Origin of the sequence: Psychrobacter sp. Sarcosine-3u-12 (assembly GCF_002836005.1) — a bacterium.
GTDB classification, from domain to species: Bacteria; Pseudomonadota; Gammaproteobacteria; order Pseudomonadales; family Moraxellaceae; genus Psychrobacter; species Psychrobacter okhotskensis.
In genome coordinates this window covers 34,722-60,587 of the sequence record NZ_PJBY01000078.1, presented here as the reverse complement: position 1 = coordinate 60,587, position 25,866 = coordinate 34,722, and the positions used below count along the sequence as shown (strand labels likewise).

Annotated in this window: 23 protein-coding genes; 9 read left to right on the top strand and 14 right to left on the bottom strand. The window is 42.2% G+C overall.

Going from position 1 to position 25,866, the window contains the following annotated elements; genetic code table 11:
• Nucleotides 1-91 precede the first annotated feature (91 nt).
• Entirely contained in the window at nt 92-526 is a 435-nt protein-coding gene (locus CXF65_RS04110; RefSeq protein ID WP_010200644.1) for a hypothetical protein, read from the bottom strand.
• 710 nt (nt 527-1,236) lie between these two features.
• On the opposite strand from CXF65_RS04110, the gene CXF65_RS04105 reads away from it, so the two are divergent.
• Nucleotides 1,237-2,877: an FAD-dependent oxidoreductase gene (locus tag CXF65_RS04105; protein WP_227523194.1), complete on the top strand. Its 1,641-nt coding sequence runs from the start codon at nt 1,237-1,239 to the stop codon at nt 2,875-2,877.
• 232 nt (nt 2,878-3,109) lie between these two features.
• Here CXF65_RS04105 and CXF65_RS04100 read toward each other — a convergent pair whose 3' ends face one another.
• Entirely contained in the window at nt 3,110-3,787 is a 678-nt protein-coding gene (locus tag CXF65_RS04100) for a TIGR00730 family Rossman fold protein (RefSeq protein ID WP_101211135.1), read from the bottom strand.
• Nucleotides 3,788-4,287: 500 nt separating this feature from the next.
• Here CXF65_RS04100 and CXF65_RS04095 point away from each other — a divergent pair, with 500 nt between their 5' ends.
• Nucleotides 4,288-5,241 carry an alpha/beta fold hydrolase gene (locus CXF65_RS04095; protein WP_264754726.1) on the top strand — a complete coding sequence of 318 codons (954 nt, stop codon included), beginning with the start codon at nt 4,288-4,290 and terminating at the stop codon, nt 5,239-5,241.
• Nucleotides 5,242-5,311: 70 nt separating this feature from the next.
• Here the strand turns inward: CXF65_RS04095 and CXF65_RS04090 are convergent, their stop codons facing one another.
• Nucleotides 5,312-6,034, bottom strand: a complete 723-nt coding sequence (locus CXF65_RS04090; protein WP_101211134.1) for a putative quorum-sensing-regulated virulence factor — start codon at nt 6,032-6,034, stop codon at nt 5,312-5,314.
• Nucleotides 6,035-6,254: 220 nt separating this feature from the next.
• Here CXF65_RS04090 and CXF65_RS04085 point away from each other — a divergent pair, with 220 nt between their 5' ends.
• On the top strand, nt 6,255-6,845 hold the full coding sequence (locus CXF65_RS04085) for a M23 family metallopeptidase (protein WP_101211133.1): 591 nt from the start codon (nt 6,255-6,257) through the stop codon (nt 6,843-6,845).
• On the opposite strand, the gene phoR is transcribed toward CXF65_RS04085, so the two are convergent.
• The 3 genes from phoR to dtd all read right to left on the bottom strand — a co-directional run bounded on the left by phoR (nt 6,842) and on the right by dtd (nt 9,455).
• Nucleotides 6,842-7,951 (bottom strand): phosphate regulon sensor histidine kinase PhoR, encoded by a 1,110-nt coding sequence (phoR, locus tag CXF65_RS04080; RefSeq protein WP_227523193.1) that lies wholly within the window; start codon nt 7,949-7,951, stop codon nt 6,842-6,844. The genes CXF65_RS04085 and phoR overlap by 4 nt on opposite strands.
• Nucleotides 7,952-8,014: 63 nt before the next feature.
• Nucleotides 8,015-8,719 carry a phosphate regulon transcriptional regulator PhoB gene (gene phoB / locus CXF65_RS04075; protein WP_101211132.1) on the bottom strand — a complete coding sequence of 235 codons (705 nt, stop codon included), beginning with the start codon at nt 8,717-8,719 and terminating at the stop codon, nt 8,015-8,017.
• 283 nt (nt 8,720-9,002) lie between these two features.
• Nucleotides 9,003-9,455, bottom strand: coding sequence for a D-aminoacyl-tRNA deacylase (gene dtd / locus CXF65_RS04070; RefSeq protein ID WP_101211131.1), 453 nt, complete (start codon nt 9,453-9,455; stop codon nt 9,003-9,005).
• A 129-nt stretch (nt 9,456-9,584) separates the two neighbouring features.
• On the opposite strand from dtd, the gene asd reads away from it, so the two are divergent.
• On the top strand, nt 9,585-10,427 hold the full coding sequence (gene asd, locus CXF65_RS04065) for an archaetidylserine decarboxylase (RefSeq protein ID WP_101211130.1): 843 nt from the start codon (nt 9,585-9,587) through the stop codon (nt 10,425-10,427).
• Between the two features lie 147 nt (nt 10,428-10,574).
• Here asd and CXF65_RS04060 read toward each other — a convergent pair whose 3' ends face one another.
• From CXF65_RS04060 to fadB, 7 genes are all read right to left on the bottom strand, one after another.
• Nucleotides 10,575-11,180, bottom strand: a complete 606-nt coding sequence (locus CXF65_RS04060; RefSeq protein WP_198551960.1) for a DUF1287 domain-containing protein — start codon at nt 11,178-11,180, stop codon at nt 10,575-10,577.
• Between the two features lie 187 nt (nt 11,181-11,367).
• Complete coding sequence (locus CXF65_RS04055) at nt 11,368-11,997, bottom strand: HD domain-containing protein (protein ID WP_101211129.1); 630 nt, start codon at nt 11,995-11,997, stop codon at nt 11,368-11,370.
• Between the two features lie 235 nt (nt 11,998-12,232).
• Complete coding sequence (locus tag CXF65_RS04050) at nt 12,233-12,808, bottom strand: isochorismatase family protein (protein ID WP_101205330.1); 576 nt, start codon at nt 12,806-12,808, stop codon at nt 12,233-12,235.
• 219 nt (nt 12,809-13,027) lie between these two features.
• Nucleotides 13,028-14,749 (bottom strand): rhomboid family intramembrane serine protease, encoded by a 1,722-nt coding sequence (locus CXF65_RS04045; protein ID WP_101211128.1) that lies wholly within the window; start codon nt 14,747-14,749, stop codon nt 13,028-13,030.
• A gap of 17 nt (nt 14,750-14,766) precedes the next feature.
• Nucleotides 14,767-15,696: a hypothetical protein gene (locus CXF65_RS04040; RefSeq protein WP_101211127.1), complete on the bottom strand. Its 930-nt coding sequence runs from the start codon at nt 15,694-15,696 to the stop codon at nt 14,767-14,769.
• Nucleotides 15,697-15,820: 124 nt separating this feature from the next.
• On the bottom strand, nt 15,821-16,993 hold the full coding sequence (gene fadA / locus CXF65_RS04035; protein WP_101211126.1) for an acetyl-CoA C-acyltransferase FadA: 1,173 nt from the start codon (nt 16,991-16,993) through the stop codon (nt 15,821-15,823).
• Between the two features lie 150 nt (nt 16,994-17,143).
• A complete protein-coding gene (gene fadB, locus CXF65_RS04030; protein ID WP_101211125.1) occupies nt 17,144-19,303 on the bottom strand; it encodes a fatty acid oxidation complex subunit alpha FadB in 2,160 nt (719 codons plus the stop codon).
• 779 nt (nt 19,304-20,082) lie between these two features.
• Here fadB and CXF65_RS04025 point away from each other — a divergent pair.
• From CXF65_RS04025 to CXF65_RS04015, 3 genes are all read left to right on the top strand, one after another.
• A complete protein-coding gene (locus tag CXF65_RS04025) occupies nt 20,083-21,192 on the top strand; it encodes a polyprenyl synthetase family protein (protein WP_101211124.1) in 1,110 nt (369 codons plus the stop codon).
• Between the two features lie 40 nt (nt 21,193-21,232).
• A complete protein-coding gene (locus CXF65_RS04020; RefSeq protein WP_101211123.1) occupies nt 21,233-22,051 on the top strand; it encodes a DUF72 domain-containing protein in 819 nt (272 codons plus the stop codon).
• Nucleotides 22,052-22,130: 79 nt separating this feature from the next.
• Complete coding sequence (locus CXF65_RS04015; RefSeq protein WP_101211122.1) at nt 22,131-23,480, top strand: hypothetical protein; 1,350 nt, start codon at nt 22,131-22,133, stop codon at nt 23,478-23,480.
• Between the two features lie 106 nt (nt 23,481-23,586).
• Here CXF65_RS04015 and CXF65_RS04010 read toward each other — a convergent pair whose 3' ends face one another.
• Nucleotides 23,587-24,216, bottom strand: coding sequence for a superoxide dismutase (locus CXF65_RS04010; protein ID WP_101211121.1), 630 nt, complete (start codon nt 24,214-24,216; stop codon nt 23,587-23,589).
• Nucleotides 24,217-24,717: 501 nt separating this feature from the next.
• Here CXF65_RS04010 and rdgB point away from each other — a divergent pair.
• Both rdgB and CXF65_RS04000 read left to right on the top strand, forming a co-directional pair.
• Complete coding sequence (rdgB, locus tag CXF65_RS04005) at nt 24,718-25,398, top strand: RdgB/HAM1 family non-canonical purine NTP pyrophosphatase (protein ID WP_025652530.1); 681 nt, start codon at nt 24,718-24,720, stop codon at nt 25,396-25,398.
• A gap of 259 nt (nt 25,399-25,657) precedes the next feature.
• Complete coding sequence (locus CXF65_RS04000; protein WP_025652531.1) at nt 25,658-25,864, top strand: hypothetical protein; 207 nt, start codon at nt 25,658-25,660, stop codon at nt 25,862-25,864.
• Nucleotides 25,865-25,866: the final 2 nt, after the last annotated feature.

The following is a 25,866-nucleotide window of genomic DNA, read 5'->3' as shown; positions in this document are numbered from 1 at the left end:
TGAAGTTATGAAAATCATCTCAATCTGAACACAAAAAAGCAGCCACTATATTGGCTGCTTTTTTTTGGCTTAAGGTTAACACTTTACCAAGTTATTTAGTTTTAACAATATGCCAAACGCCAAGCTTATTGTCGCCGTCGGTATCACCTACTTTTGTATCGTTGGCATAAAAATACAAAGGCTTGCCATTGACAGCCCATTGATACTTACCATCTTCCCGTTGGAAAGCGGCAAACTGACCAGAAGCTTGGGCATTACTCGGTGCCATAAACGCCGGCCAAGCCAGTAGACATGCCGAGCCACACTCCGATTTGTTCATGGAATCTTTGTCAAAGGTGTATAGCGTCATTTTGTTGGTGGCATCCACTAGCATCCCATTCATGCTGGCAACTGGTGCTTTATTGCTCATGGTAGCTTGTACATCATGCATGCCTGAATCGTCATTGCCAAACACATTGTTTAGCGTCGAACAACCCGTTACGGTCAATACACTAGCTAGGGCAGATAACATCAAAATACGTTTCATAATCACTTCCTTGTATTTAAAAAAAACATCTCATTAATTTGGATTTTTATGGAATTGAATTTTTATTGAACATAGTGTTTATTAATTATCAATATTGCAATCTGCTGATTTGTGCGATAGTTCAGTGATACGCTCAGCCAACTGCTTTATTTTCATACACTTTACTCTCACAGCTGATTTCAAGTAATTTTACTATAGCATATGCCCTAAAACGGTCGTTTTTGTCGGCATATAAACTTACAAAAACTCGCGAATATTACAAATTAGTAAACTATAGGGTTAATTTTATGAACGAAGGCAGCACGTGTTTGCAGACGCTTAAAGAATTAATTATGCTTAAGTAAGGGTTGATCGTACTTAAATAATGCTAGGCGTCTTATTTCTACTTCTAACTTTTATAGCTAAGAGAATTCATGGCAGTTCGTTGACAAAACTAATGTATCTACTTACGTATTTGCCGTCATATCCCTAATAGGTTTTCGTAAAATAACGTTATCTATAATAAATAGTCGATAACAAGAATCAAGCCATTAAAAGTATGACTATAGCGGTTCCATATGAATGTTGAACTTGGCTACCTTCGCACACATATAAATAGCTATAGCACGATCCAAGACGCTGACATGATCAGAAATTTATATGCCCAGACAATTATATGAATAAGCGGAGCATGTCCCGATGCTGATGCTATTAAGGATATAACCACGACAATGACCAATAATTTAAGTAAAAATCCCTCTAAAGATACTGGTGCTCAAGAGACTGATCTCAAAGAGATTAAGTCTCCAGCTACTAAACTTGATACAACAGCGGTGGCAATAAAGAACCACCCATCTACCAAACGTGTCGGCATCTTGGGTGGCGGTACTGCAGGGGCAACGATTGCCATTCGCTTAGCAGCTCTAGGCCTTGAGACCTACGTATTTGAGAAGAAAAAATCACTGATCGATGGTCCACCCATGTGCCATTTGCACGCGGGTGGTAATCTATATCGTGAAATCCCTGACGAGGATTGCGTTGCACTACTTAAGCAGTGTATCGATATCTTGCGCCTTTATCCCTATACCATCGACGTACGTCCAACGGTGTTCGCGGTACCGACGCGTGATGAAGGCTTGCCTGAAGATTTGCTACCGCGTCTCGATATCTTGACGGACGCATATCGTGAGCTCATCGCCAAAGACAGCAATAACAAAGTACTGGGCGAACCGGAAAACTACTATCAGCTCTATAGTCATGAGCAACTGATTGCGCTGTCTGAACGTGAGCAAGTCGCGATACCGAGCACGGTTGACGAATGGATGATACCGGTTGCTAAGTATTTGGACTTGAATAAAGTAAAGTTTCCGCTCATTGTCGTACAAGAATATGGCTGGAATATTTTTCGTTTAGCCGCTTCTGCGCACCTTGCGTTAGAAGGCTATGAGCACGCGCACGTCTTTACCAATACGCAAATCAAGCAAGTCATGCCTGTCGATTGTGAGAACTGTACCAACGCTGATCACCATGTGACAAAATGGCGCGTCGATTATCAGCAAGCTGGTGAGTCTCAACCTGAGTCTATCGAAGTCGATTACCTAGTCAATGCTTGCGGCTTTCGCACCGGTGTCATCGACGATATGGTGGGCGTCAAAGTCGAGCGTATGGTTGAGTTCAAATCTTCTTATATCACGCATTGGGGTGACGCTGGCGGACAGATACCCGAAATCATCGTGTACGGCAGTCGAGGTACGCCAGAAGGTATGGCACAGCTAACACCTTATCCAGGTGGTTACTTCCAAATCCATGGCATGAGTAAAGCCATTACCTTGTTCAATGATGGATTGGTGGCCTCTAATAAAGGCAGCGCGCAGCCTAAGTTGCCGCAGCAATATGTACATTATATCGAAGATGGCTGGGACAAAGCACCACTGCAAGCGCGTAGTCAGCAAGCAATTGAATACGTAGCAGAGTTTGTGCCGACCTTTAATAGCGCGCGCACTATCGGTAATGCCTTATATGGTGGGCAGCAAATTCCTGGTCAGGACGATACACTACGGGTGGCAGATGTGAGCTTATACTCAAATATACGCTACGCCCGCGCGGAAAATGTCAAAGCATCGTCCACCTTGATTGCTGCCGATCAAATCGTCGATGAGCTGACCGATCTCGGTTTAATAGATAACGACACAGTGGCCAATCGTAGCCGCTATACACATGACTGGGCCTATCTAGCCCACAATGACAGCTTAACGATTGATAAAGTAGCACGCGGCTTGGCTGAAGACCGTGGCTTCCCAGCGGCGATGGCAGATGTTAATCATAGCATTCGTGAGATTGCGTTAGAGAGTTTGACATCAGTTCAGCCTTAGATATTTGTATTTGCAGTTGACTAGCTGTTTTAACGAGGTGTTAAATTTGGCAAAAAACAACGTTAAAAATTATTAAGAAAAAGGGAGGGCGTTGCTAATTACTAGCAACGCCCTCCCTTTTTCTTATATACAATGGCACAATTTAACGTTTCATATTCTGACAGAGGTATATTTATTCAACGTCTTTATACCTGTTAATTAGCCATGTTAAAGAAATATACAGCGCCGGTCTTTAATTACCTGCCATTTTTTCAGTATCAACTGCATTATCTATCGTTACAACTGTCTGCAGCAACTCAATCGCTTCACCGATGGTATTACAAACCACCAAACGCTCTAGATCTTGCTGCTTCATAAAGCCTTGTTCTGTAGTATATTTTAGGTGCTCAATCATCCGATCATAAAAACCATTGATATTCAGAATAATCATGGGCTTTTCATGTTGATACAACTGACGCCATGTGGCGATTTCCATAATCTCTTCGAGCGTACCAAGGCCACCGGGTAAGGTAATAAACGCATCGGCGTACTCCGCCATGACTGTCTTACGCGTATGCATGGTATCGGTCAGATGCAGACGCGTAAGACCCTCATGAGCGATTTCGTGCTTAAGCATAAAGGTAGGAATCACCCCAACGGCTTGTGCGCCGCCTTTAATCACTTCATCGGCGACCGCGCCCATCAGACCAATGCTGGCACCGCCATAAACCAAGCCCATGCCATTATCGGCTAGAGCACGACCAAGCTCACGCGCTGCCTGCTCATAAACCTCACTATTACCCAACCGTGATCCACAATAAACAGCCACCAATGGCATCGCTAGGGTTGATTTATCCACCGCTTTTTCGATATTCGTAATGTCTTGGCTGGTAATCACTTCATAAGTATCATTATTAATTTTCATTTGCATATAACGCTCCTAAGTTTGCTTGGATTATTGTCTTGGATGGTTCAGTAAAAGGTTTTATCGCTTATTAGAATGACACAATATGACGCTTATCACTAATGTTAACTCGCTGTATTCTGCAGTGCCGCCACCTTTTACTGTTTTCATGCTTTGCTGATAAAAGCTTCTAATGAGGCGTTCTGATGAGGCCCAAGGTGTTGTCAGCAGTCTATTAATTACGCATAATAAACATCAGTCGAATTCATAGCTATTGTATATATTGGGTTTTTTATAAACCGCCAGTAAAAATAGCATAAATCCGGTGACTCATGAGAGAGATAAAACAACGCTCATTATGCTGCTATTTGCTAGCGTTTATCTTAACATAAGCCATGCTATCACGCGGTAGCAACGATTTATCACTACGCAATGACTACATTTTTTAGCACTAACCTGTCATAAAACGTTGCAGGCCAACATTTATCATCCTTAATAAAAACGAAAAAACTCATCAAGGTATTTTTATGCATAATAATCACACGCCATCTTCTGTAGCACCGCAAGGCGACACGATCGACGCTACTAATGACTATGAAAGCAACGATGATAACGGCAGCTACTCACTAAGCATCATGACCGAGCGCAATCAGGCATTGGCCGCAACGGTTTATCGCCCTACAGAAGCGGTCAAAGCCGCTGTCATGATAGCGCCTGCTACCGGTATCAAACGTCAGTTTTATCATAACTTTGCGAGCCATTTAGCAGCGCAGGGCTTCGGAGTTCTGACCTTTGACAACGAAGGTATCGGCGAGTCACTAGCAACCGATTTGGCCAAATGTGATGCCTCGCTGATAAGTTGGGGTCGTCATGACATGCCAGCCGTCCTCGATGCGTTGCAAGATGAATTTCCCGATGCTTCTTACCATCTCGTCGGTCATAGCGCAGGCGGTCAGCTGATTGGTTTGATGCGCAATTATGACGCTATCACCTCGGTGTTCAATGTCGCTTGCTCGTCAGGTTGCATCAAAAACATGGACATGCCTTATAAACTCAAGGCAATGGGCTTTATGGATGCATTCATTCCTGTTACGAACTTTGCGCTGGGCTATACCCCATCAGATAAAATCGGCATGGGCGAACCGCTACCGCGCGGCGTGGCTCGTCAGTGGCGCGAATGGTGCAATGGCTCAGGTTATATCAAAACCGCCTTTGGCAAAAGCATTCATACGCATTTTTATGATGACATTCGCATGCCAGCACTGTGGTTAGGCTTTAGCGATGACGAAATTGCCAATAGCAAAAACATCGACGACATGATTCGCGTCTATACAAAGATGCCGGTCGAAAAACGCTTTTTTAAGCCAAAAGACTTTGGTCTGAGCAGCATTGGTCATATGCGCTATTTTAGTAGTCGAACCAATGCCAAGGCACCTGAGTTATGGCAAATGGCAGTAGATTGGTTAAATCAGCAGCAATAGCTCCAGAAATTATAGCTTTGAAAACTACGGCTTCGAGCATGAATAAAAATAGAACGGCTGATAACGCGCTTTACTCTTGTGCATTTCCTACGTCTGCTGCCTTAATACGTTTCGTCAATGCTGAATAAAGCGACGGCTGCATGTTATGGATGTTACCGAGCATCCATTTCACATAGTTGATGGGCACGTCTTTAATCAGCTTACCTTTATGCTTACCAAAGGGCATTTTGCTCACGGGATTGGCTTTGTTAGCGATAGCATGGGCAGCAGCAAAATCAGTCGGCGCAACCTCCAAACGCTCACAGCAGGCTTGATAGAGCAAGTAGCACATACGGGCATCACCTAGCGCATCATGAGCCGCTATCGTCATTTTGCTCGCCTCAGACTTGCCCAATAATTGCTCGATACACTTAGATTGACTGTAGCCACTCCATTCTGGGAAAGCCACGCGCGCCAGCCTCACGGTACAAATTAGCTTGGCAGAGGGGCTACCAATCACCCGCCAATCAAAACGTACGTTATGACCAATTAAGTACTTGGGTAATTCAAATTGCGCCAAATCAAAACGCTCAAGCCCAGCCACGTCGTCATCGGTAATACCATGCACCCTGATGACGATTGGGGATATTGAGCGACCACTGTTAAAGTATTTCATCCACTCAAATCCGCTAGCCACATTAATCGTCGCTACTTGAATCGGTCGTGGATCACGGCCTTGATCGGTCTCAGTATCAATAACCAGCGCCGTATCGACCATGTTAGAAATATCAGCAGGATTAAAAGCATCAATCATAAAAATTTAACCATAGACATTGGCTATAAATAGCAGCCAGTTTTTATCATTTAGAAAACATTATAAAAAATTTTATTGGATGAGATTTTATCTATTACCTTATCATTTATGGGGCTAAAAGCTAAAGATAACAACTAGCTATAACAATGCTATACAAAGAGATGAGAATTGAGCCTTTATAATATTGACGAGAATTGATGTAAAAAACTAAGAGATATCGATGCAAGCAAATGGAAGCAACCAAAAGCCCAACCCCTCTTTTTTCAGTCGTGTATTAAGCGTACTGATTAAGGCAAGTGTCTTGTTGGCGCTGTTATTTGTATTCGATAAATTATTACCCAGCATTAGCCAACAGACTCAGTCTTTTGTCGTAGCAAAATGGCAGCAACTGAGTTTATTGCAACAAGCGTTGCCAGTAGAAAATAGCCTACCAAGTCCACTACCAGAGCAGCATCTAACCGATACTTGGGGCGCTGCACGTAGCCAAGGGCGCTCTCATGAAGGCATAGATATTTTTGCACCGCGGGGCACACCGATACAATCGACCACGCAAGGCATCGTCCGCAAAGTCGGCGACAATGCGTTGGGGGGACGCGTGGTGGTGGTGGTTGGACCGGGCGGCGCAGGACATTATTACGCTCATCTAGAAGATTATGCCGACATCGCGCCCAATGACTGGGTCAATGCTGGCGATATCGTTGGCTATGTTGGCGACAGCGGTAATGCCAAAGGCACGCCGACCCACGTGCATTATGGTATTTATATCAATGGCAGCGCGGTTAACCCCTACCCACTTCTACAAAAAAATTAGGAGGTATGGGCAGAACGCACATACGCGGCTGGAAATACTGCACTAAAGGTCGAGCCTTTGCCTTCTACCGACTCTATCGTTAATTGCGCCTCATGTTGATATAAAACGTGCTTCACAATAGCCAAGCCTAAGCCCGTACCACCGCTAGCACGGCTACGTCCACTATCGATGCGATAAAAGCGTTCCGTCAAGCGCTCGATATGTTGGGGCGCAATACCGAGACCATCATCTTCAACAGCAAAGCGGCAGCCTTCCGCTGTTTTTGTCCAACTGATAGCTATATTGCCACCCTTTGGCGTGTATTTGATGGCATTAATGACCAAATTGGATAAGGCACTCGTTAAGTACATCTCTGATCCGTATAACCCATCGTAAGTGTCTATCTGCAAATGAATAGTATGATTATATTCTTGGTTATACGCTTGCGCATCATCATAGATATGCGTCAGTAACTTGGTCATATCAATTTCATTGAGCTCGTGCGTCTCATCGATTTCGATACGAGACAACAGCAGTAAGTCATTTACAATCCGATTCATACGGGCAGTCTGCTGAGTCATTAGCTCAAAGCCACGTCGCCACTGCGGTGGCATATCTTCCTGCTCGGAGAAATTTTCTAAATATCCCATCAACACAGTCAATGGCGTGCGCAGCTCATGCGAGACATTGGCGACAAAATCACGACGCATTTCCTCCAAATGCTGCAAGCGGGTCACATCATAAATTATCAGTAATTTTTCATCATCGAAAGGCGTAAGCTCACACTTCAGATAACGTTTAGGGTCTCGCCATGACACCATGTGCACACCATCGCTCGGTGGGGTGATAGCCTGATAGTACTGGCGAAATTCTGGTACGGTGATAAAGTCAAAAATACTCTGACCTTTATCAGTTGCCTGCAATAACAACAAGTCTTCCGCTGCCTGATTCCACCATTCCAAACCATCTTCATCATTGAGCAAAATAACCGCATCTCGTAGCGCTCGTAAGGCGCTGCGGATTTTTTTAAGTTGATCCGTTGTATTGTGCTGGGCAACTTGCGCTTGCTCACCCTGTTGCTCATTTTCTATCGGCATCATAGGCATTATCGGTGTTGTCATCGTCATTTATCATCCCTACCACTAGATACTGTGTTTCTTTACGCTTACCAAGACATTTTCTGCGGCTGATTAAATGGATTCAATCAAGCTAGAAAACCGATACCCAGTACCGCGTACCGTTTGTATCAGCGTAGCACAATCATAAGGCTGCAGTAATTTACGTAAGCGCCGAATATGTACATCAATCGTCCGGTCTTCAATATAGACATTGCCGCCCCAGACCTGATCTAGCAGCTGTGTCCGGGTATAAGCACGCTCTGGATGACTCATAAAAAATGCCAACAATCGATACTCTGTCGGACCGATATCGATGAGCTGACCCGCTGCCGTCACGCGCTGGCTTTTGGGATCTAAGCTAAGCTTGCCGATTTCGATAGACTTATCAGCGCTGAGTGCACTACTACGACGTAGCACCGCCTTGATTCTTGAGATTAGCTCACGTGTTGAAAAAGGCTTGGTCATATAGTCATCAGCCCCAGCATCGAGCCCATGAACCTTACTGTCTTCTTCACTTTTAGCAGTCAGCATAATGACCGGTATCTCGGCGAGCGAATCGTCGTTTTTGAGCATCCGGCAAAAATCAATGCCGCTTTTTTCGCCGTTCAGCATCCAATCTAATAGTATCAGCGCCGGACGGTGATCAACCACTTGCTGATGCGCCTCTGCTACGTCCGCAGCTTGCAGGCTATCAAAGCCAGCCATCTCTAAAGTCATCACAATCATTTCACGAATCGCAGGCTCATCCTCAACGATCAAAATTTGCTCATTATACATACGGCAGCCTTGTTATTAGATTAAGCATATAGTCACTCTACTATAAAAATATTACTGCGTTAACCTCGCTTGACGTATTAGATATACCTCTACACTCGGTTGCCTTGTACTACTTTTAAATTGTATCAACTATATTAGGTTTTAAGATTCAAAAATTTAGCGCACCAAAACTCAAATTAGGAAAATTAACATAAAGAAATTAAGATACAAAAAAGGCAATACACAGTCACCAGTTTCTACTTATTAAACGGGTTAATTATGACAGCTTCATGACAACGGCTTTCTAGACTTCTAATAAAAAGTTTAGTGGCCCATCATTGACGCTTGCCACTTGCATATCAGCACCAAATTGACCAGTGGCAACATTGTGATGCTGAGTTTTAGCATAAGTAATCATTTGCTCAAACAACATTTGAGCAGCATTAGGTGCCATCGCGCCACCAAAATCAGGGCGACGACCCTTGTCTGTTTTTGCCATCAAGGTAAATTGCGACACCAGTAATAAGCCACCGCCTACTTGCTGAACATTTTTATCTAGTTTACCAAACTTAGCAGGGTCATCATCATTATCAAAAATGCGATAAGTGAGAATTTTATCAATCATACGCTGCGCACTTTGCAGATTATCATCATGACCCAACCCAATATAGGCCAATAGGCCATGCTCAATCTCACCAACGCAGTGCGCATCGACAGTGACACTCGCACGGTGCACCCTTTGTATCAGTGCTCTCATTTACGGACTTCCTTATTTATAAATAGCTTACAGTTTATGGCCATACAACCATACCCTGACCATGATAAAATACCGCCATTAACTTGCCTAATTAATTATTACATCAAACCCTATTTTGGTAGCCTCATTATGAATTTATTTGCCACCCTTCAACAATTTGTGCCGCAGCAGCAGCTGAGTAAAGTTGCTGGACGTCTAGCCGCCAGCCGCCATCCTTATGTCAAACGTGCCTTTATTCGTAGTTTTGCCAAGGCCTACGGCGTCAGCTTAGGTGAGTATGAGCGTCAGAGCTTTAATGCTTATGAGAGCTTTAATGATTTCTTTACCCGTGAGCTCAAAGAAAACGCCCGTATCATCGATAGCCGTGCAAACGGTATTGTCAGCCCTGCTGATGGCGTCATCTCGCAGCTCGGGCAAATACGCGACCATAAATTGCTGCAAGCCAAAGGTCGTGACTATGACATCGGACAATTACTGGCCAATAGCGAAGATGGCAGCTATTTCGCTGATGGCAGCTTTGCGACCGTATATCTAGCGCCGAGCAACTATCACCGCGTGCATATGCCATTTGCTGGTACCTTGACCAAAACCCGCTATGTACCGGGTACGCTGTTTTCGGTCAATAATACCACAGCCGCTAACGTGCCTGATTTATTTGCCCGTAATGAGCGCTTGGTCTGTTTATTTGATACAAAATATGGCAAAGCAGCGGTGGTCATGGTGGGTGCGATGATTGTCGCTGGTATCGAAACCGTCGCTACCGGAAAAATCAGCCGCACTGAGGACATCCAAGAAGCAGATCACGACATGAGCTTTGAGAAAGGCGATGAGCTTGGACGCTTTTATTTAGGTTCAACGGCGATTGTCGTCTTACCAAAAGCCGCAAAAGCGGATTGGCAGGACAGCATGAAAGCCAATAGCGTGGTAAAAATGGGACAGCTATTGGGTGAGGCAAAAACTCAGCAAGCTTAGTTTTTAAGAAAATCATAGTACTAAAAAGCCCAGTTAAACGTAGATGATGACGTTTAACTGGGCTTTTTAATGGCTGTTAGTTTGTACTACTTCTATTTTGTATTGCCTATTTTTACTACTTTGGGCTACCCTGTGCAAAGGCCTTTATCAATATCGAAAGTGTTTGTGTATAGGATAAGCATAAAGGATGTTTTCTTCTTGCGTACCACGGCCAATATTATGAATAATCAGCGGCGCACCATCAGCAGCTGCTTTGTCTGAGACGATACCTATATGCGGCAAACCGCCGTTTGGCAAGCGCCACGTTACAATATCTCCGGCTTTAAAGCTGTCTTTATCAGTCGTAGATAACGTTTTTCCATGACGCGCAAAAAACGTTTCAAGATTGGGCACACGTCGATGATCGATATTTTTGTCCGTTGACTTCAAGCCCCAAGTCTTTGGATAGGCGGACCAATTTCCTTTCATATCATGATTGACCAACTGCTGCAAATCCACATTTTGCAAACGATAAGCACGGACAATCACATCGGTACAGACACCGGTCTCTATTGCTACATCGCCACGCGGAAACTCCAATTTACGATAAGTAGGATCATAACTCACCGTAACACCGATCTGTTTTTTGGCATCGTACGCCAATTTATCACCATCACTGATAGGAGCAAGCGCTTGCGCCATTTGCGATAGTCCCAGCATGCTGACAAAGGCTAGAGATTTACACAATGTTTTATAGTTTTTAAATAAGCGCATGTAGCCTCTCTGTTATTATTGATACTATTCAATATAAAGGTTTTAGACAGCGTCAACCATGGTGAGTCAGTAACAAGGTGACGCTGTTAAATGACAATACTATTGAATGACAAAGCTATTAAATGACCACACTATTAAATGAAAAGGCTATTAAATAAAAAGGCTAGCTGTCAAATCTGCTATCAATTTACTTATCAATCAACCACCCTTGCTTAGTCGCGTATTCGATATTCTTCGATAGCCAATCATGGATACTCGGAAAGCTGTCTTTAATAAATTCATGCGCGCCAGCCACTTGCGAGCGTGTAACATTAGCATCAATCCAAGTTTTTCCATTAGTATTTAAATTAAGCAAAAACGGTAACAAGCGATCAACCACCCTCAGCAGCTGAGTTTCTTTACTATGACCCGTTTCCTGCTCTTCCCAAACCTCACTTAAATCAGCAATCCCATTACCACGTTCGCTCTGTAATCGAGCAATTCCCGCACGCTCTTCATTGTGCGCATCAACTCGCGTATCAGCGTATAAAAAAGTATCACCAGCATCAATTTCGCCCAAATCATGTATCAGTGCCATCTTAAGCAATTTTTCATGATTGACGTCTAACTCAAACAATTCAGCGATTGACCAACATGCCATCGCCAAATGCCAAGAATGTTCGGCAGAGTTTTCTTTGCGAGTGGTCTGTGTCACATAGCTTCGGCGATTCACACGTTTGAGCGCATCTAACTCTAATAAGAAATGAGTGACATCATCGATGTCGATATGTGAAGTAGATTCGGAATTAGTGAGTGATATAGAGCTGGCTTGCGACATTATTTTTTCTCTGGTTTTCTCTAGTTATTGGTTTTAATGCTTATAAGTTCTGGCGATTTTAAGTTTCATTGCTCAAGGTATTATAGTTAGTTTGCTATCTAGCAATCGTTAAAAGACTATTACTGTTATCAAAAAAATAGCGCTTATTTTACCAAGCGCTATCTATTCTAAGTTAGAAGATAAATGGTTAAATTGACATTTATCCAAGTCTTTAAGCAACTAAGACTTAAACCACCTACTTGATCAAATTAATAATGGTTTTAAACGCAGGATCTTCGCTGCTACGGCATAGTTCAAACAAGATTGATTCGACAGTGCTAATTACACCGCCCGCACGGCGAATACGACGAATTGCTTGCTTTTTATCATAAGGAAAACGAGAACCCACCGCATCACCAATAATGACAGGCTGCATACCATTGTCCAATAAATCCAGTGCCGTCTGCATGATACAGACATGAGCTTCAGCACCAAAAAGCAGAACAGTACTACGGTTCTGCTGCGCTAAATGGTGCCATGAATCATTGTTATCGCAGGCACTAAACGTAACCTTTTCAAAGCTCTTGGCATTATCTCCTTCGAGTACATCGCGCAGCTCTGGCAAGGTATCGCCCAAGCCTTTTTTATATTGTTCATTGAGCATAATTGGAATATTGAGCGCTTGCAGCCCTTTAATCAAGGTAACGGTTTTTTTGACGATATTTTCGTGATCGTAGATATGCGGCGTTAAGCGCTCTTGGACATCGACAATCATTGCTTGGGTATTCTCACGAGCGATTCGATAGGTGCGATCATTAATCATAGTAGACATAGTACACTCCTTGTACGGCTGACTTTATTGTTAAAGGCTATGTTAATTTAAAGGCTATGTTAATTTTATCATTGATATTGTCTTTATTAGCCTTACTCTTATTTAGTCATAGTTTGCTGAGGGCGTCAATGGAGATAGTCTCTAATAATGATTAATAACAATTCATCACGTTTGATTAATACTGCTTAGCATAGGTTTTTGATTATGAATAGCCAATAACTATATATTATGACGCCTAGCATTACGTAATAAAGACTGTTTTTGAGTCATGACTATGACCACACCGAAAACAATACCAAAACACAAGGTTAAAAGATAATACACCATATAACTGAGCGTGTTTATAAATGCAAAGAACATGCTGGTTAAAGTAATGATTAATATCGCAGCGATAGTACCGCCGAATAGCTCTCGATATTTTTTATTAAAAACCTTAAAGGCCACCAACGGTATCGCGATACCAAACAAGCCAAATGTAGCACCCCAAACACCTGCCATATCCATATCAAAATATAGCACCCCTAAAACATTAGCGAAAATACCACATATAAAAAAGGTAATCGTAAAACGTATAGGACCCAATACTTTTTCCAAAATATAACCTGTAGCAAACAGCATCCCCAGACTCATTACTAAATGAATAATCCCTGCGTGTACAAAAAGTGCTGTCACTACTCGCCAATATTGACCAGCTTGCAGCGCGTCCATCGTCAACCCACCTACACCATTTACCTGTCTAGATAAAGGGTCAATGATATCCATACCCATGAATACGGTCAGTATAAATGCACCTATACAGGTCAGTATTAACACCAACGTCGCAGGTCGCTCTTTATTATTTTTAAACCAAACTACTAGGCTCTTTGATACATCACTTACTGGTGCTCGTTTTTTTACGGGCTTTTGTTTTTGTATATGTTTTCGCTTTTGTATATGTTTTTGCGTACTTTTCTTTTCTTGACTATCAAACTCTGCTGCGAGAACGAGCAACAAGCACAGCACCATACCAATAAAAAAAGAACCAAATCCCCAAACAAAATCACGATCTAAGCTATCAGCAAGTAATCCTGTTTCTGGCTTCAATATCAAGGGTGGCAAATTAGATTGCCTATTAGCCGTAGAAATCGTGTGTAAGTAAGCATTTCTGCTATTTGATGATTTAAGTTTCTTAAAGTAGCTGATAGTAGAGAGGTCGTTGGCTTCGTACTTATGGCGCGAGTCGTTAATAAATGCTGAATATTGACTGTCTTTAATACTTTGGTCTGCACGATTATCGTATTTCGTGTGGTAGCTAGAACCTAGCCAAATATTCTCAGCGGCTATAAATGGCGTCGCAATGTAATAATCAATATGCAATGTTGAGTCAAAATTTCGTCCACTGATTACTTGTGTTTCTATATAAGAAACGCTCTCTAATTTGAGTGGCTCAAAATCATTTACTCTGAAATACTTTTGCTTTGGATAATGACGAATATCATTCAAGCTATTTACTTCAATGACCTCGTAAGCCGCTTTGGACAAATAGTTTTGGCTGAGAACGAGCGGTATCAATAATGCTAGAACCATCGTTATAAAAAAGTAGCCTGAACTACTGCGCTTAACCCACTTTAAGGTTAAAAGCTCATACCTCGGCCACATCCAAATACTAACGACTAAAACAGATAACAGAAAAGGAATACCAAAATCCCAGTAGCCCTCTTTTAAAAGTAGAACATCTAGATAAATATCAAGCAACCAACGTAAAGCCCCAAAAAGTAGAATGGTCAGGATACTAAGACCTAGATATGGCAAGAATATTTGTTTTAGTTTTAGCTTGATCGATTCTTTAGCGCTTAGGCTTTGTATTCGCTTCTGTTTATCCCTTTTACTTACTCTATTCCTGTTTCTGCTTCTATTTTTATTCTTATACCTATACTGGCTTTGCTTGTTATTATCATCCATGCACTATCACCACTAATCTAGCGTACCTTAAACTGTTGAAATGCTTTTTTATCAATCGTTGCTTTTAAGACTAATAGTAAGCAAATAAACATTCCAATGATAAAAAATCTAAAGAATTTTGCTAACTCTTTATATGCTTTTTCGTTAAGTGTGCCCAACTGAGATACAAGTATTATTGGGTCATTAATATGTTGCTGACCTGACAATCTAATCGCTTCTAAATAACCATGCTTAGTATCTGAGTTTTGCAATTTTTCAAAATAATCAGCAGCAGATATCTCTTCATTTGCATATTGTTGTCTAGAAATCTTTTTAAAATTTTCTATTTGTTGAACTTTCTCTTTTTCTTCAAGATCATTATCAATAACCTTAGTAAAAGCATGTCCCCACCAGATATCTTTATCTCCATAAAAAGGAGTGGCAAAATATAAGTATATTTTTAACTCTTGTCTAGATTTCCCCATCTCCCTAGTATTGAAGTAAGAAACAACCCCTTGTTTCTCAATACTTTTATTATCAAATTGGAAGTATTTTTGTTTTGGATATAATTTAATATCACTTATATTACTTATATCAATAATGTCATATGCTGCTTCATATAAGTAAGCTTGACTGATTGATATAGGCGGAAATAAAGCAAGTATCATCACTAAGTAAAATACATTAGCGCTATTATCATCAAATAATTCAAATCGTAGCAGTCTAATCCTTGATCGCATTATGACAAGCACTAAAATAACACTGATAATTATTGGGATAATTAAGTTCCAGACCGTATCTTTTAGAGGCCATATCCCTAGACAGATGTCTAACATCCATCTTATGATGTTGTAGAATAAAATGGCGCCAATACTAAAACCTAAAAAAGGAAGGAAAACATAGCGCATTTTTAACTTAAACACCTCTAAATCTAAGCGCCTCTTATCTGACGATTTATGATGTGCCATTTATACTCTACCTTTCATTACTATGACTTAAACCAAAAAAAAAGCGCCTCCAACATTAAGTTAGAGGCGCTCATTTTACAAGATATTAAAGCATATTAATCAACAAATATCAGCTTAACTGAACTTAAACACGCTCAATAATAGTAGCGATACCTTGACCAAGACCGATACACATCGTCGCTAGACCGATTTCAGTATCTGATTGCTCCATCGCATTTAGCAAAGTAACCGTGATACGAGCGCCTGAACATCCTAGTGGATGGCCTAGGGCAATCGCACCACCGTTGATATTGACGATGTCTTGCTTGTCCGTCAAGTTCAAGGCTTTTAGGACTGACAAGCCTTGCGCGGCAAACGCTTCGTTTAGCTCGATGGTTTGCATGTCATCGATGCTCATGCCAGCGCGCTTAAGTGCTTTTTGCGTAGCCGGTACAGGACCGTAACCCATGATAGCGGCATCACAACCAGCAACAGCCATGCTACGAATACGAGCACGAGGCTTAAGACCTAAGTCTTTGGCTTTTTGTGCGCTCATGACTAACATTGCTGACGCACCGTCAGATAATGCAGATGAGGTCGCAGCAGTGACCGTACCGCCTTTAGGATCAAAGGCTGGACGTAACTTTTGCATTTGCTCCATCGTTGCATCAGGACGAATCACTTCATCAACGGTACATAGTTGCAAGCGACCTGCGGCATCATGACCTTCGATACCGATGATTTCATTGTCAAAACGACCCTCTACCGTCGCAGCCCATGCACGGCGATGCGACTCAAGACCAAAGGCATCTTGCTCTTCGCGGGTGATGTTATTCATACGGCCCAGCATTTCAGCAGTCAAGCCCATCATGTTTGAGGCTTTTGCATAGTGCTTTGACGCTTCAGGGTTGAGATCAACGCCATGCATCATGCCGACGTGACCCATATGCTCAACACCACCGATGATGAAAACGTCACCTTGGTTGGTCATGATTTGAGCAGCAGCAGTGTGAAGCGCCTGCATAGATGAACCACATAGACGGTTAACCGTTTGACCACCAGCAGTCTTTGGAATACCAGCTAGCAGACCAATGTTACGACCGATGTTCAAACCTTGCTCTAGCGTCTGATTGACACAGCCCCAGATGATGTCTTCGACGTCACGTGGGTCAAAGTCGTTACGCTCAACCAAGGCACGGACCAATTCAGCAGACATGCTATCGGCGCGAACATGGCGGAACATGCCGTTTTTAGTTTTACCCATTGCTGAGCGTACGCCATCTACGATGACCACGTCTTTTGGACTTAAAGTTGTCATACTATTTTCCTTTTCAATTTTTATTGTCAGTGGCAGTACCGCAATGCTCGCCTATCTAATTTAGAATGTTAAGGTTACTAATAATAAATTAATTACCAATAATCTTATCGAGCATGATGTACTGCACTTTATCCTAGTAATGACTGCCCATTACGCCGTGGCGTAAAAGGTCTCGCCTGCTGCTGCCATATCGCGAATCTTTTGCGGGGCTTCATAGGCTTTGCCAAGGTATGCGTATTTTTCACACAGTGCCAAGTAGTTATCTAGACCCATTTGGTCGACATAACGGCAAGGACCACCGCGGAATGGTGGGAAACCAACGCCCATAATCATCGCCATGTCGGCTTCAGATGGCGTGCTGACGATATTGTCTTCTAGGCAACGAACAGTCTCATTACAGAAAGCCAGCATGGTGCGGTCGATAATCGCTTGATCATCAAAGGTCTGCTTGTCGCTATCTGTCGTGGCTTTTAATAGCTCATAAGTCGCTTCATCAGCAACTTTCTTTGGCTTGCCGCGTTTGTCCATCTCATATTTATAGAAACCAACACCGTTTTTCTGACCTAAGCGTTTGTTTTCATATAAAAGCTCAATCGCGCCTTTATAATCAGGCTTCATGCGATCAGGGAAACCTTCTGCCATCACTTCTGCGCCGTGTACGCCGGTATCTAGACCAACCACGTCGATTAGATAAGCAGGACCCATTGGCCAGCCGAATTTTTCCATGACTTTATCGACATGAGCAAAATCCGCACCTTGCTTAAGCAGCAAATCAAAGGCACCAAAGTATGGGAATAACACACGGTTGACTAAGAAACCTGGGCAATCGTTAACCACGACAGGCACTTTACCCATTTTAGTAGCCAAGGCGACCGTAGTAGAAATGGCTTCTTCAGAGGACTTCTCACCACGGATGACTTCAACCAATGGCATACGGCTTACCGGGTTAAAGAAATGCATACCGACGAAGTTTTCTGGACGCTCAAGTGCTTCCGCTAAGAAAGTAATAGAAATCGTTGAGGTGTTTGACGCTAGGATACAATCGTCTTTTACTAGACCTTCTACTTCTTTTAGTACTGCACGCTTAACGTTTGGATTTTCTACCACCGCTTCGATAACGATATCAGTTTCAGCAAAGTCACCATAGTTCAAAGTCGGACGGATACGGCTTAACGTTTCACCCATTTTAGCTGGGGTCATTTTCTTACGTTCGACCATTTTGCCAAGTAGCTTGCTGGCTTCGCCCATACCAAGGTCTAATTGCTCAGACTTGATGTCTTTCATGATGATTGGCAAGCCTTTACTGGCTGCTTGATAAGCGATACCGCCGCCCATGATACCCGCGCCAAGTACGGCCGCTTCATTGATTTCATGTGCTTGCTTACTATGCTGCTTAGCAAGTTTCTTAACCAACTGATCGTTTAAAAATAGACCAACCAAGCTTTCTGCTTGTGGGGTTTTCGCCGCTTTTGCAAAGTAAGTCGCTTCGACTTCGATTGCTTTGTCACGAGGCAGATTGACATGCTTTTCGATTGCTTCAATAGCAAGCGCAGGCGCAGGATACTGCTTAGGATTGGCTTTGGCAAAGATCATACCTTTAGCACTGTTAAATGCCATCGCTTGCTCAAGCTGATTTAGCTTAACAGGCGCAAGCTTCTCTTCACGCTTCGCTTGCCAATCAAGCTCACCTGAGATACATTTTTTGACTAGGTCAATCGCAGCATCTTGCAAGTCATCTGCAGCAACGGTTGCATCAACGAGACCAAGTTTTAGTGCGTCCAGTGGTTTTTTCGGTGTACCAGTCGCGATTAATTCAAGCGCATTATCGATACCAATCACACGCGTACTACGAACCGTACCACCAAAACCTGGGAAGATACCCAGTTGGGTTTCTGGTAGACCAATGATAGCTTTGTCGCTCATGACACGGTATTCACAAACCAAGGTCATCTCACAACCACCGCCAAGCGCTGCGCCATTGATGGCCGCTACTTTTGGAAACGGCAAATCTTCAAAACGATTAAAGTCATGATTGATACTAATGACCCAGTCTTTGATCTCGCTTTCTGGATTTTTAAAAGAGCCGACAAATTCTGTGATATCAGCACCAGCGATAAACACGCCTTTGCTTGAGGTTACGATCAAACCTTTGACGTTATCGGCTTTTTCTAATGCAGTAACCGCTTCACCAAATTGCTTGTTGGTCTCAGCATCAAACTTGTTCACGCTCTCATTTTCGGCGTTGTACTGCATGTTGGCGATGCCATCTTCTAGCATTGTCACCGTGATGCGATTTCCTTGGTATACCATGTGGAACTCCTTGCTATGTAATAAAGGCTATGTAGTAAAAGCTAAGTGATAAAAATTACATCATAAAAGCGATGTTTTAGAATATAAAAAATAGCCGGTTATTGTTAGTAAAACGGGTAATAGCACCGCCAATTTGCTGTATCATAACCATAAATACATGACAGATTAAGCAGTGAAGATATCTTTATTATCCAGCGCTCATTACTATATATCGGTGCTAACTTTATTGCACCAGTGGATAAGGCGCTTCGTTTATATATTATTGCTATAAGTACTCATGGTGTAGATACTGACTGGGATTTGAGCCAATACTGAGCTTTATCAATCAGATGGCGTATTCAAAAGCCCAATAGCATCGTCAACATTGTCATCAGACCATTTTTACGTCAATTAGTGTAGGGGATTATGCCCCTAACTGTCACAAGCTAATACCATACTCGCAAGTCACTCTTAAGTCGATACTAGCCCTTTACCTAGCGGCGAACGTGCTTTAGTGAGTATCTGTATACTGAATTATTAACACGCTAAACAGGGTAGATAATCGGCATAAAATGCCCGACGCGCTCCCTTATCAAAACATATTCAACCGCTAAGTTAAATCAGCAATACGTAACGGTGCCTTGTTGCCATATTGCGCTCAAGCACGGATACCTTACCATCATACGACTGCTTTAAATTGCAAAAAAACCCTCTATTGATACCATGTGTCGCATAAGCAATACAACCTATCATGCTACACTAATACCGTTTTTATTATTCACCTGATAGATGGTTGGGTTATGACTGTTTCTTCTATGCCAAGCTTTATGCCTTCAAGACTTGTATCCTTTGCTAGCTTTGACAACAACACTGAGCAATTTCACAGCACCGTGCGCGCGCAATTGTCACAAGATATCGACGTGCTGTTTGCTTATGCCGAGCTGCCAAGCCCACTGCTTGATGCCTGCCGCTACGTGATGACTGGTCAAGGTAAATTGGTACGCCCATTATTGGTTGCCAGTGCCTTTGACAGCATAAATCGTAGCAATGCTAATGATGCCTTTAATAATAATGACAATGTTAATGGAAGCGCTAATAATAATGTTAGTAATGACGATGAAAGTGTGGATAAAAGCATTGATAACAAAGCCCTTCAAAATAGCGATTTAGAATCACTACTAGAAAACGATTCCGACTATGATATGGCGCGCCGTGCAGCGTTGGCAGTAGAGCTGTTGCATACCTATTCATTGGTGCATGATGATTTGCCGTGTATGGACGATGACGACTTGCGCCGTGGTCAGCCGACCGCGCATATTGTCTTTGCAGAATCAACCGCCCTACTCGCTGGTGACGTGCTACAGACGCTAGCCTTTGAGGTATTGACCGCAGAGCTGCCCACTTTTGCACCCTTTGACTCCGCTATCGCCAGCCAATTAATCGCGATATTTGCGCCGCGTGCCAGACGCATGGTTTCAGGGCAAATGCTCGATCTGAATGCTGAAGCCAGCATTGATATCACGCAAAGCGAGTTAGAAGCCATCCACCGTGATAAAACGGGCGCATTGATAGAAGCAGCAATGCTAATGGGTGGTATTTGTGCGGGTGCTACGGCGCCGCAACGCATTGCTCTACAAGATTGTGCCCAGCATATTGGTCTGGCTTTTCAAGTACAAGACGATATCTTAGACGTCACCACTAGCACCGATACGCTCGGCAAACCTGCTGGCAGCGATGAAAAACTAGACAAGTCTACTTACGTGAAGCTGATGGGCGTTGAGCAGGCAACCAGCTATGCGCAATCGCTCTTTAATGACGGGCGCGCGGCCATCATTCGTGAGCTTGGTGATAATACAGACAACGACGCACTATTGGCATTAATCGAATGGCTATGGTCACGTAAAAAATAAGCGTAGCAATCATAATTAAAATCGATAAAGGGTGGTCAACATGGAAAGTACCCCTACTCAGCGTATCTACCTTGGCACTGGTGGCTATAGCGACACCGATCTGCTTGGTACGCTGTACCCAACCGGCACCAAAAAAACGGACTTCTTACGCGAATACGCCAAGCAATACGGCGCGGTCGAGATTAATAGCACTTTCTACGCGCCTATCGGTCAAAAAGCCTTTGCCGGTATGGTCAATAAAGCCTATGTGCAAGTAGACAGTGAATTGAAGTTCGCGGTCAAACTGCACCAAGACTTTACCCACGCGCGTAAAGGCACAGCCGAACACGCGCAAGCATTTATTACTGCTCTAACGCCACTTATCGAAGCCAACGCTCTCGCGCCATTACTGCTGCAATTCCCACATGGTTTTGATCGTACCCATGAGCATCGGCTTTATCTCGCCAATCTCGTTAGCTGGTTTAAAGACTATCCGTTAGCGGTTGAGTTTCGTCATAATGGCTGGCACACCCCGCAAGTGGTCGATAGTTTTGTCAAACAAGGCTTGATTTGGTGTAGCGTCGATTACCCCAAAGTCAGCGGTCTACCACCGTCACGATTGATATTTACCGAGCGCACGGGCTATCTGCGTATGCATGGCAATAATCTAAACTGGTGGGATGCGATGAGCGCTGCTGACCGCCATGATTATCGCTATAGCGAGGCGGAAATGCAGGATTGGGCACAAGCGATTGCCAATCAGCGTCAGCATTTTGATACGCTATATATCTTCTTTCAAAATACCGTTAATGCGCATGCGTATTATAATATTGCGATGTTAAGGGAAGCGTTGGGTAAGTTTGGGTTTGAGGTTTTGTAGAACTGCTAATACAGTAGTAAGTAACCAATAATAAATTAATAATATATCGTTGATACATAAGTCTAAGGAATTACCAGAAATGTCCCACTTACATGATATGGAAGAACTAGTAGATAGTATCCAAGATAATCAAGTTAAGAACTATATGGAAGAAGCACTATCCTGTTATATGGCTAGGGCTTATAGAGCATGTATTGTACTAACATACATAGCACTTTTTGATGATATAGTTAAAAAACTTGGAGAGCTCGGTAAAATAAATAGAAAAGCAAGAAAGATATACGATGAAGCACAAAAGAAAATGAATGCACAGAATGTATATGAAAGCTATCTAATTGATCAGCTCAAATCTAACTCACTTCTACCTTCATTAGACTCAGCGTTTCTTGAAATACTTAGAGTACTGAGAAACAAATCGGCTCATCCATCAGGACACAATGCTTCTGCAGAAGAGGCAAGGTTTATTTTTTTTGAAGCAATAGATCGTTTTCTATCAAAACCAATACTTTCTACTACTCAATTGGTTGACGACATTCTCTCTCGTTTAGATGAAAAGCACTTTTTTCCATTGACAGATATAATAAAGATATCCGAAGTTGTAGAAACAGAAATAAAAAGTATTCATTATGAAGCTTTTCCATATTTAATAGATAAGTTTCTAGAAAAATCCTTAAGCTCCAACTCCGACACTTCAAAAAATGCTATCTTTTTCTTAACTGGTCTTGCTTATTTGAAAAATTCTGAAATATCTCAATATTTGCGTGAATGCATCATCGAATCAAAGTGCTCAAACTCAAACTATTCACAACTTATAATGCAAGTAATTTCTGCCAACGGTTCTCTTGCCTTAGATTTAAGACCTGTTACTTATGAGAGATTGAAATCTATTATTTCGGAGAAAATAAGAACTGTAGATTCATCTCTACGGCATACAAAGTTATCCCATCCATCTAAGGTGATAAGGTCTATTGTTGAACATAATAGCGAATCGTTTGTACTAAACATGTTTGAAAAACAATTAGTAGAGCTATTCAAAGATAATATATTTGGTATTGGTCTATTTTCAGATATTTCAAATTCTCCAGAAATAATAAAACTATATTTGGAAGAAGTTTACGAACAGGCTGGTTCCTATGATTTTACAACAGCGAATCATTTTTCGAGTGGCATAAGTAATTTAGATAGTTACTTATCTAAATTTTTAGAAGGAGAACAAGTATTCTTGATCATTTGCAATATACATAAAGCAGCTAGAAATGGCGCATTTGATGCAGAATCAATAAGGGATTCAAAATTTTCAACAATCCCTAAACTTAAAAATCTTAGTATTCAATATATTACTGACGATAGAGTATCCGCTAAAGCTAAATACGAGGATGTAATTGGTAATGCTGATGACTTTGAGGTTTTTGCTGATAACTATTTTTAGTACTAAATTGTTTAATATTATTATATTTTTTGAATTTGAAACTAAACCAAAAAAAGGACGCCTCTCAGCGTCCTTTTTTTTCAATCAAATACTTAGTCGTTAAAGATTATTCTTCAACGCCAGCATCTTGACCTTTATATTTTGCATTTGCGTAGTCCCAGTTCACTAGCTTGTCTAGGAACGTGTCAACATAGTCAGGACGACGGTTACGGTAATCTACATAGTACGCGTGTTCCCATACATCACAAGTCAATACCGCTACTTGGTCATGTGCAAGTGGGGTATCAGCGTTAGCAGTTTTGGCGATTGACAGTTTGCCACCGACTTTATCAGCGACTAGCCACGCCCAACCTGAACCGAACTGAGTGAGTGCAGCGTTTTTAAACTCTTCACGGAACTTATCATAGCTACCGAAATCTTCTTCAATTTTAGCTTTCAAGTCGCCAGTAGGTTCGCCGCCGCCATTGGTTGGCGTCATGCAATTCCAATAGAACGTGTGGTTCCATACTTGGGCTGCTTGGTTGAACATACCTTGTTTGCTGTCATCTTTAGCCGTGGCTACGATGATTTCTGGCAATGTTTTGTCTTCTAGACCAGAACCCGGTAGCAACTCGTTAAGCTTAGTCACGTATGCATTATGATGCTTATCATGATGGAACTCTAAAGTTTCAGCACTGATGTGCGGCTCTAAAGCATCTTTTGCATATGGTAGGTCTGGTAAAGTAATGTTTGACATAGTTATTTTATCCTTGCTGGTTTAGCCATTAGTATTAGGTATAGCTTCAAATGAACGCTATAAATTATTGGACTAAATTGGCTTAGTTTATTGTTAGTGAGATTTATTACTCAATATGCTGTAAACCTAAAAAATTCTAAATTTAAAAGCTATCTCAAGCAAGTGATACTTAATCGTTATTACACCATTAAACACCAAGTTATTGACTTAAAAGCCATTATTGGGGTTTGATAGTATTATTAACTTTAAGTTTACAAGCTATAAGATATAATTCACTGTAGCTTGTTTTGTATTATAGCAATAGTAATGACAAATATCAGTTACCAAATGTTATGAATCATTGATTCCTTATGCTAATTGGTAATTTAGCCGGTGCTAGCTTAGAATATGCCAGTGCAAACCATACAAACAACGCTCACGCATTGTTTACTATTATCGCTAGCGTATAAAACGTCAAAATAACAGTTTACTTGACAAACAACCCTATGATGGACGAATACCATGAGTTATAGCAACGCCACAGACACTCATCAACAGCCGACAGCCTCAATTGATTCAACACAAACAACGCCAGATAGCCAATGGGTACTTGCCAGTAATAATAAGGGCAAACTGGCGGAGTTTAAAAGACTGTTTGCCGAAGCTGACTTGGATGTGACGATTATCCCGCAAGGTCATCTCGATATCGACGATGCGATTGAGGATGGCTTAAGCTTCGTTGAGAACGCCATTATCAAAGCGCGACATGCCAGCCGAGCCAGCGGATTACCTGCTATCGCTGACGACTCGGGACTCTGTGTGCCAGTATTGGGCAACGCACCCGGCATCTATTCGGCACGTTATGCGGGCGAGCACGGCAATGACAGTAAAAATAATGCTAAGCTCATCGCTGACTTGCAGCCTATTCGCGCAGCGAAGCCAGATGCTTCTATTAAAGGCATGTTTGTTTGTGTATTGGCAATGGTGCGTCATGCTGATGACCCATTACCGATTATCGCCCAAGGTTTATGGCACGGTGAGATTTTGGCGGCGCCACATGGCGATGGCGGCTTTGGCTATGATCCACTATTTTGGTTGCCAGAGTTGCAAGCCAGTGCGGCGAGCCTAAGCGCTGAGGATAAAAACCGCATTAGCCACCGCGGTCAGGCGATTCAGCAACTATTGGCACAACTGCCTTTATAAGCACCATTGATAAGCGCTAGCGCTAAAGACGGTTTATAGCTTATTTTGCATTTGATAGTCATGCTAACGTTACTATCAAGCAGTCAAATGAAATGCTCAAAGCACTCTCTAAGCGCGATTGGTACTATAGTGGACGCAAAGTAAACGGATGATAAACAGATAACTTTTACTTTAATAAGCAGATAGATTATACTGTTCTACTTTTAAAATTTTATTGAAAGCCGTTATTTGTCTGTATAATTGAGCAAAAAGCGTTATTATGCGGTACATTAGCGGCTTATTATTGATATTTGGTAGCGTTTATCAAAATAAAGCGTTTCACATTTTTGTGTCAGTAGCGATTGCTACAGGCATGGGCTGCGAAACTGCGCGCTATCAATATCCCCTATTTATTCCAACGGCAACCAGTAGCTCACGCGTATTTTGCAGCTTGGTTGTCTATTACTATTTAATCCTAAAGGTGTAACT

What these genes read in the sequence shown, in the direction of transcription:
- CXF65_RS04110 (WP_010200644.1), bottom strand. Translation starts at nt 526, where the DNA reads ATGAAACGTATTTTGATGTTATCTGCCCTAGCTAGTGTATTGACCGTA.
- CXF65_RS04105 (WP_227523194.1), top strand. Translation starts at nt 1,237, where the DNA reads ATGACCAATAATTTAAGTAAAAATCCCTCTAAAGATACTGGTGCTCAA.
- CXF65_RS04100 (WP_101211135.1), bottom strand. Translation starts at nt 3,787, where the DNA reads ATGCAAATGAAAATTAATAATGATACTTATGAAGTGATTACCAGCCAA.
- CXF65_RS04095 (WP_264754726.1), top strand. Translation starts at nt 4,288, where the DNA reads ATGCATAATAATCACACGCCATCTTCTGTAGCACCGCAAGGCGACACG.
- CXF65_RS04090 (WP_101211134.1), bottom strand. Translation starts at nt 6,034, where the DNA reads ATGATTGATGCTTTTAATCCTGCTGATATTTCTAACATGGTCGATACG.
- CXF65_RS04085 (WP_101211133.1), top strand. Translation starts at nt 6,255, where the DNA reads ATGCAAGCAAATGGAAGCAACCAAAAGCCCAACCCCTCTTTTTTCAGT.
- phoR (WP_227523193.1), bottom strand. Translation starts at nt 7,951, where the DNA reads ATGACGATGACAACACCGATAATGCCTATGATGCCGATAGAAAATGAG.
- phoB (WP_101211132.1), bottom strand. Translation starts at nt 8,719, where the DNA reads ATGTATAATGAGCAAATTTTGATCGTTGAGGATGAGCCTGCGATTCGT.
- dtd (WP_101211131.1), bottom strand. Translation starts at nt 9,455, where the DNA reads ATGAGAGCACTGATACAAAGGGTGCACCGTGCGAGTGTCACTGTCGAT.
- asd (WP_101211130.1), top strand. Translation starts at nt 9,585, where the DNA reads ATGAATTTATTTGCCACCCTTCAACAATTTGTGCCGCAGCAGCAGCTG.
- CXF65_RS04060 (WP_198551960.1), bottom strand. Translation starts at nt 11,180, where the DNA reads ATGCGCTTATTTAAAAACTATAAAACATTGTGTAAATCTCTAGCCTTT.
- CXF65_RS04055 (WP_101211129.1), bottom strand. Translation starts at nt 11,997, where the DNA reads ATGTCGCAAGCCAGCTCTATATCACTCACTAATTCCGAATCTACTTCA.
- CXF65_RS04050 (WP_101205330.1), bottom strand. Translation starts at nt 12,808, where the DNA reads ATGTCTACTATGATTAATGATCGCACCTATCGAATCGCTCGTGAGAAT.
- CXF65_RS04045 (WP_101211128.1), bottom strand. Translation starts at nt 14,749, where the DNA reads ATGGATGATAATAACAAGCAAAGCCAGTATAGGTATAAGAATAAAAAT.
- CXF65_RS04040 (WP_101211127.1), bottom strand. Translation starts at nt 15,696, where the DNA reads ATGGCACATCATAAATCGTCAGATAAGAGGCGCTTAGATTTAGAGGTG.
- fadA (WP_101211126.1), bottom strand. Translation starts at nt 16,993, where the DNA reads ATGACAACTTTAAGTCCAAAAGACGTGGTCATCGTAGATGGCGTACGC.
- fadB (WP_101211125.1), bottom strand. Translation starts at nt 19,303, where the DNA reads ATGGTATACCAAGGAAATCGCATCACGGTGACAATGCTAGAAGATGGC.
- CXF65_RS04025 (WP_101211124.1), top strand. Translation starts at nt 20,083, where the DNA reads ATGACTGTTTCTTCTATGCCAAGCTTTATGCCTTCAAGACTTGTATCC.
- CXF65_RS04020 (WP_101211123.1), top strand. Translation starts at nt 21,233, where the DNA reads ATGGAAAGTACCCCTACTCAGCGTATCTACCTTGGCACTGGTGGCTAT.
- CXF65_RS04015 (WP_101211122.1), top strand. Translation starts at nt 22,131, where the DNA reads ATGTCCCACTTACATGATATGGAAGAACTAGTAGATAGTATCCAAGAT.
- CXF65_RS04010 (WP_101211121.1), bottom strand. Translation starts at nt 24,216, where the DNA reads ATGTCAAACATTACTTTACCAGACCTACCATATGCAAAAGATGCTTTA.
- rdgB (WP_025652530.1), top strand. Translation starts at nt 24,718, where the DNA reads ATGAGTTATAGCAACGCCACAGACACTCATCAACAGCCGACAGCCTCA.
- CXF65_RS04000 (WP_025652531.1), top strand. Translation starts at nt 25,658, where the DNA reads ATGCGGTACATTAGCGGCTTATTATTGATATTTGGTAGCGTTTATCAA.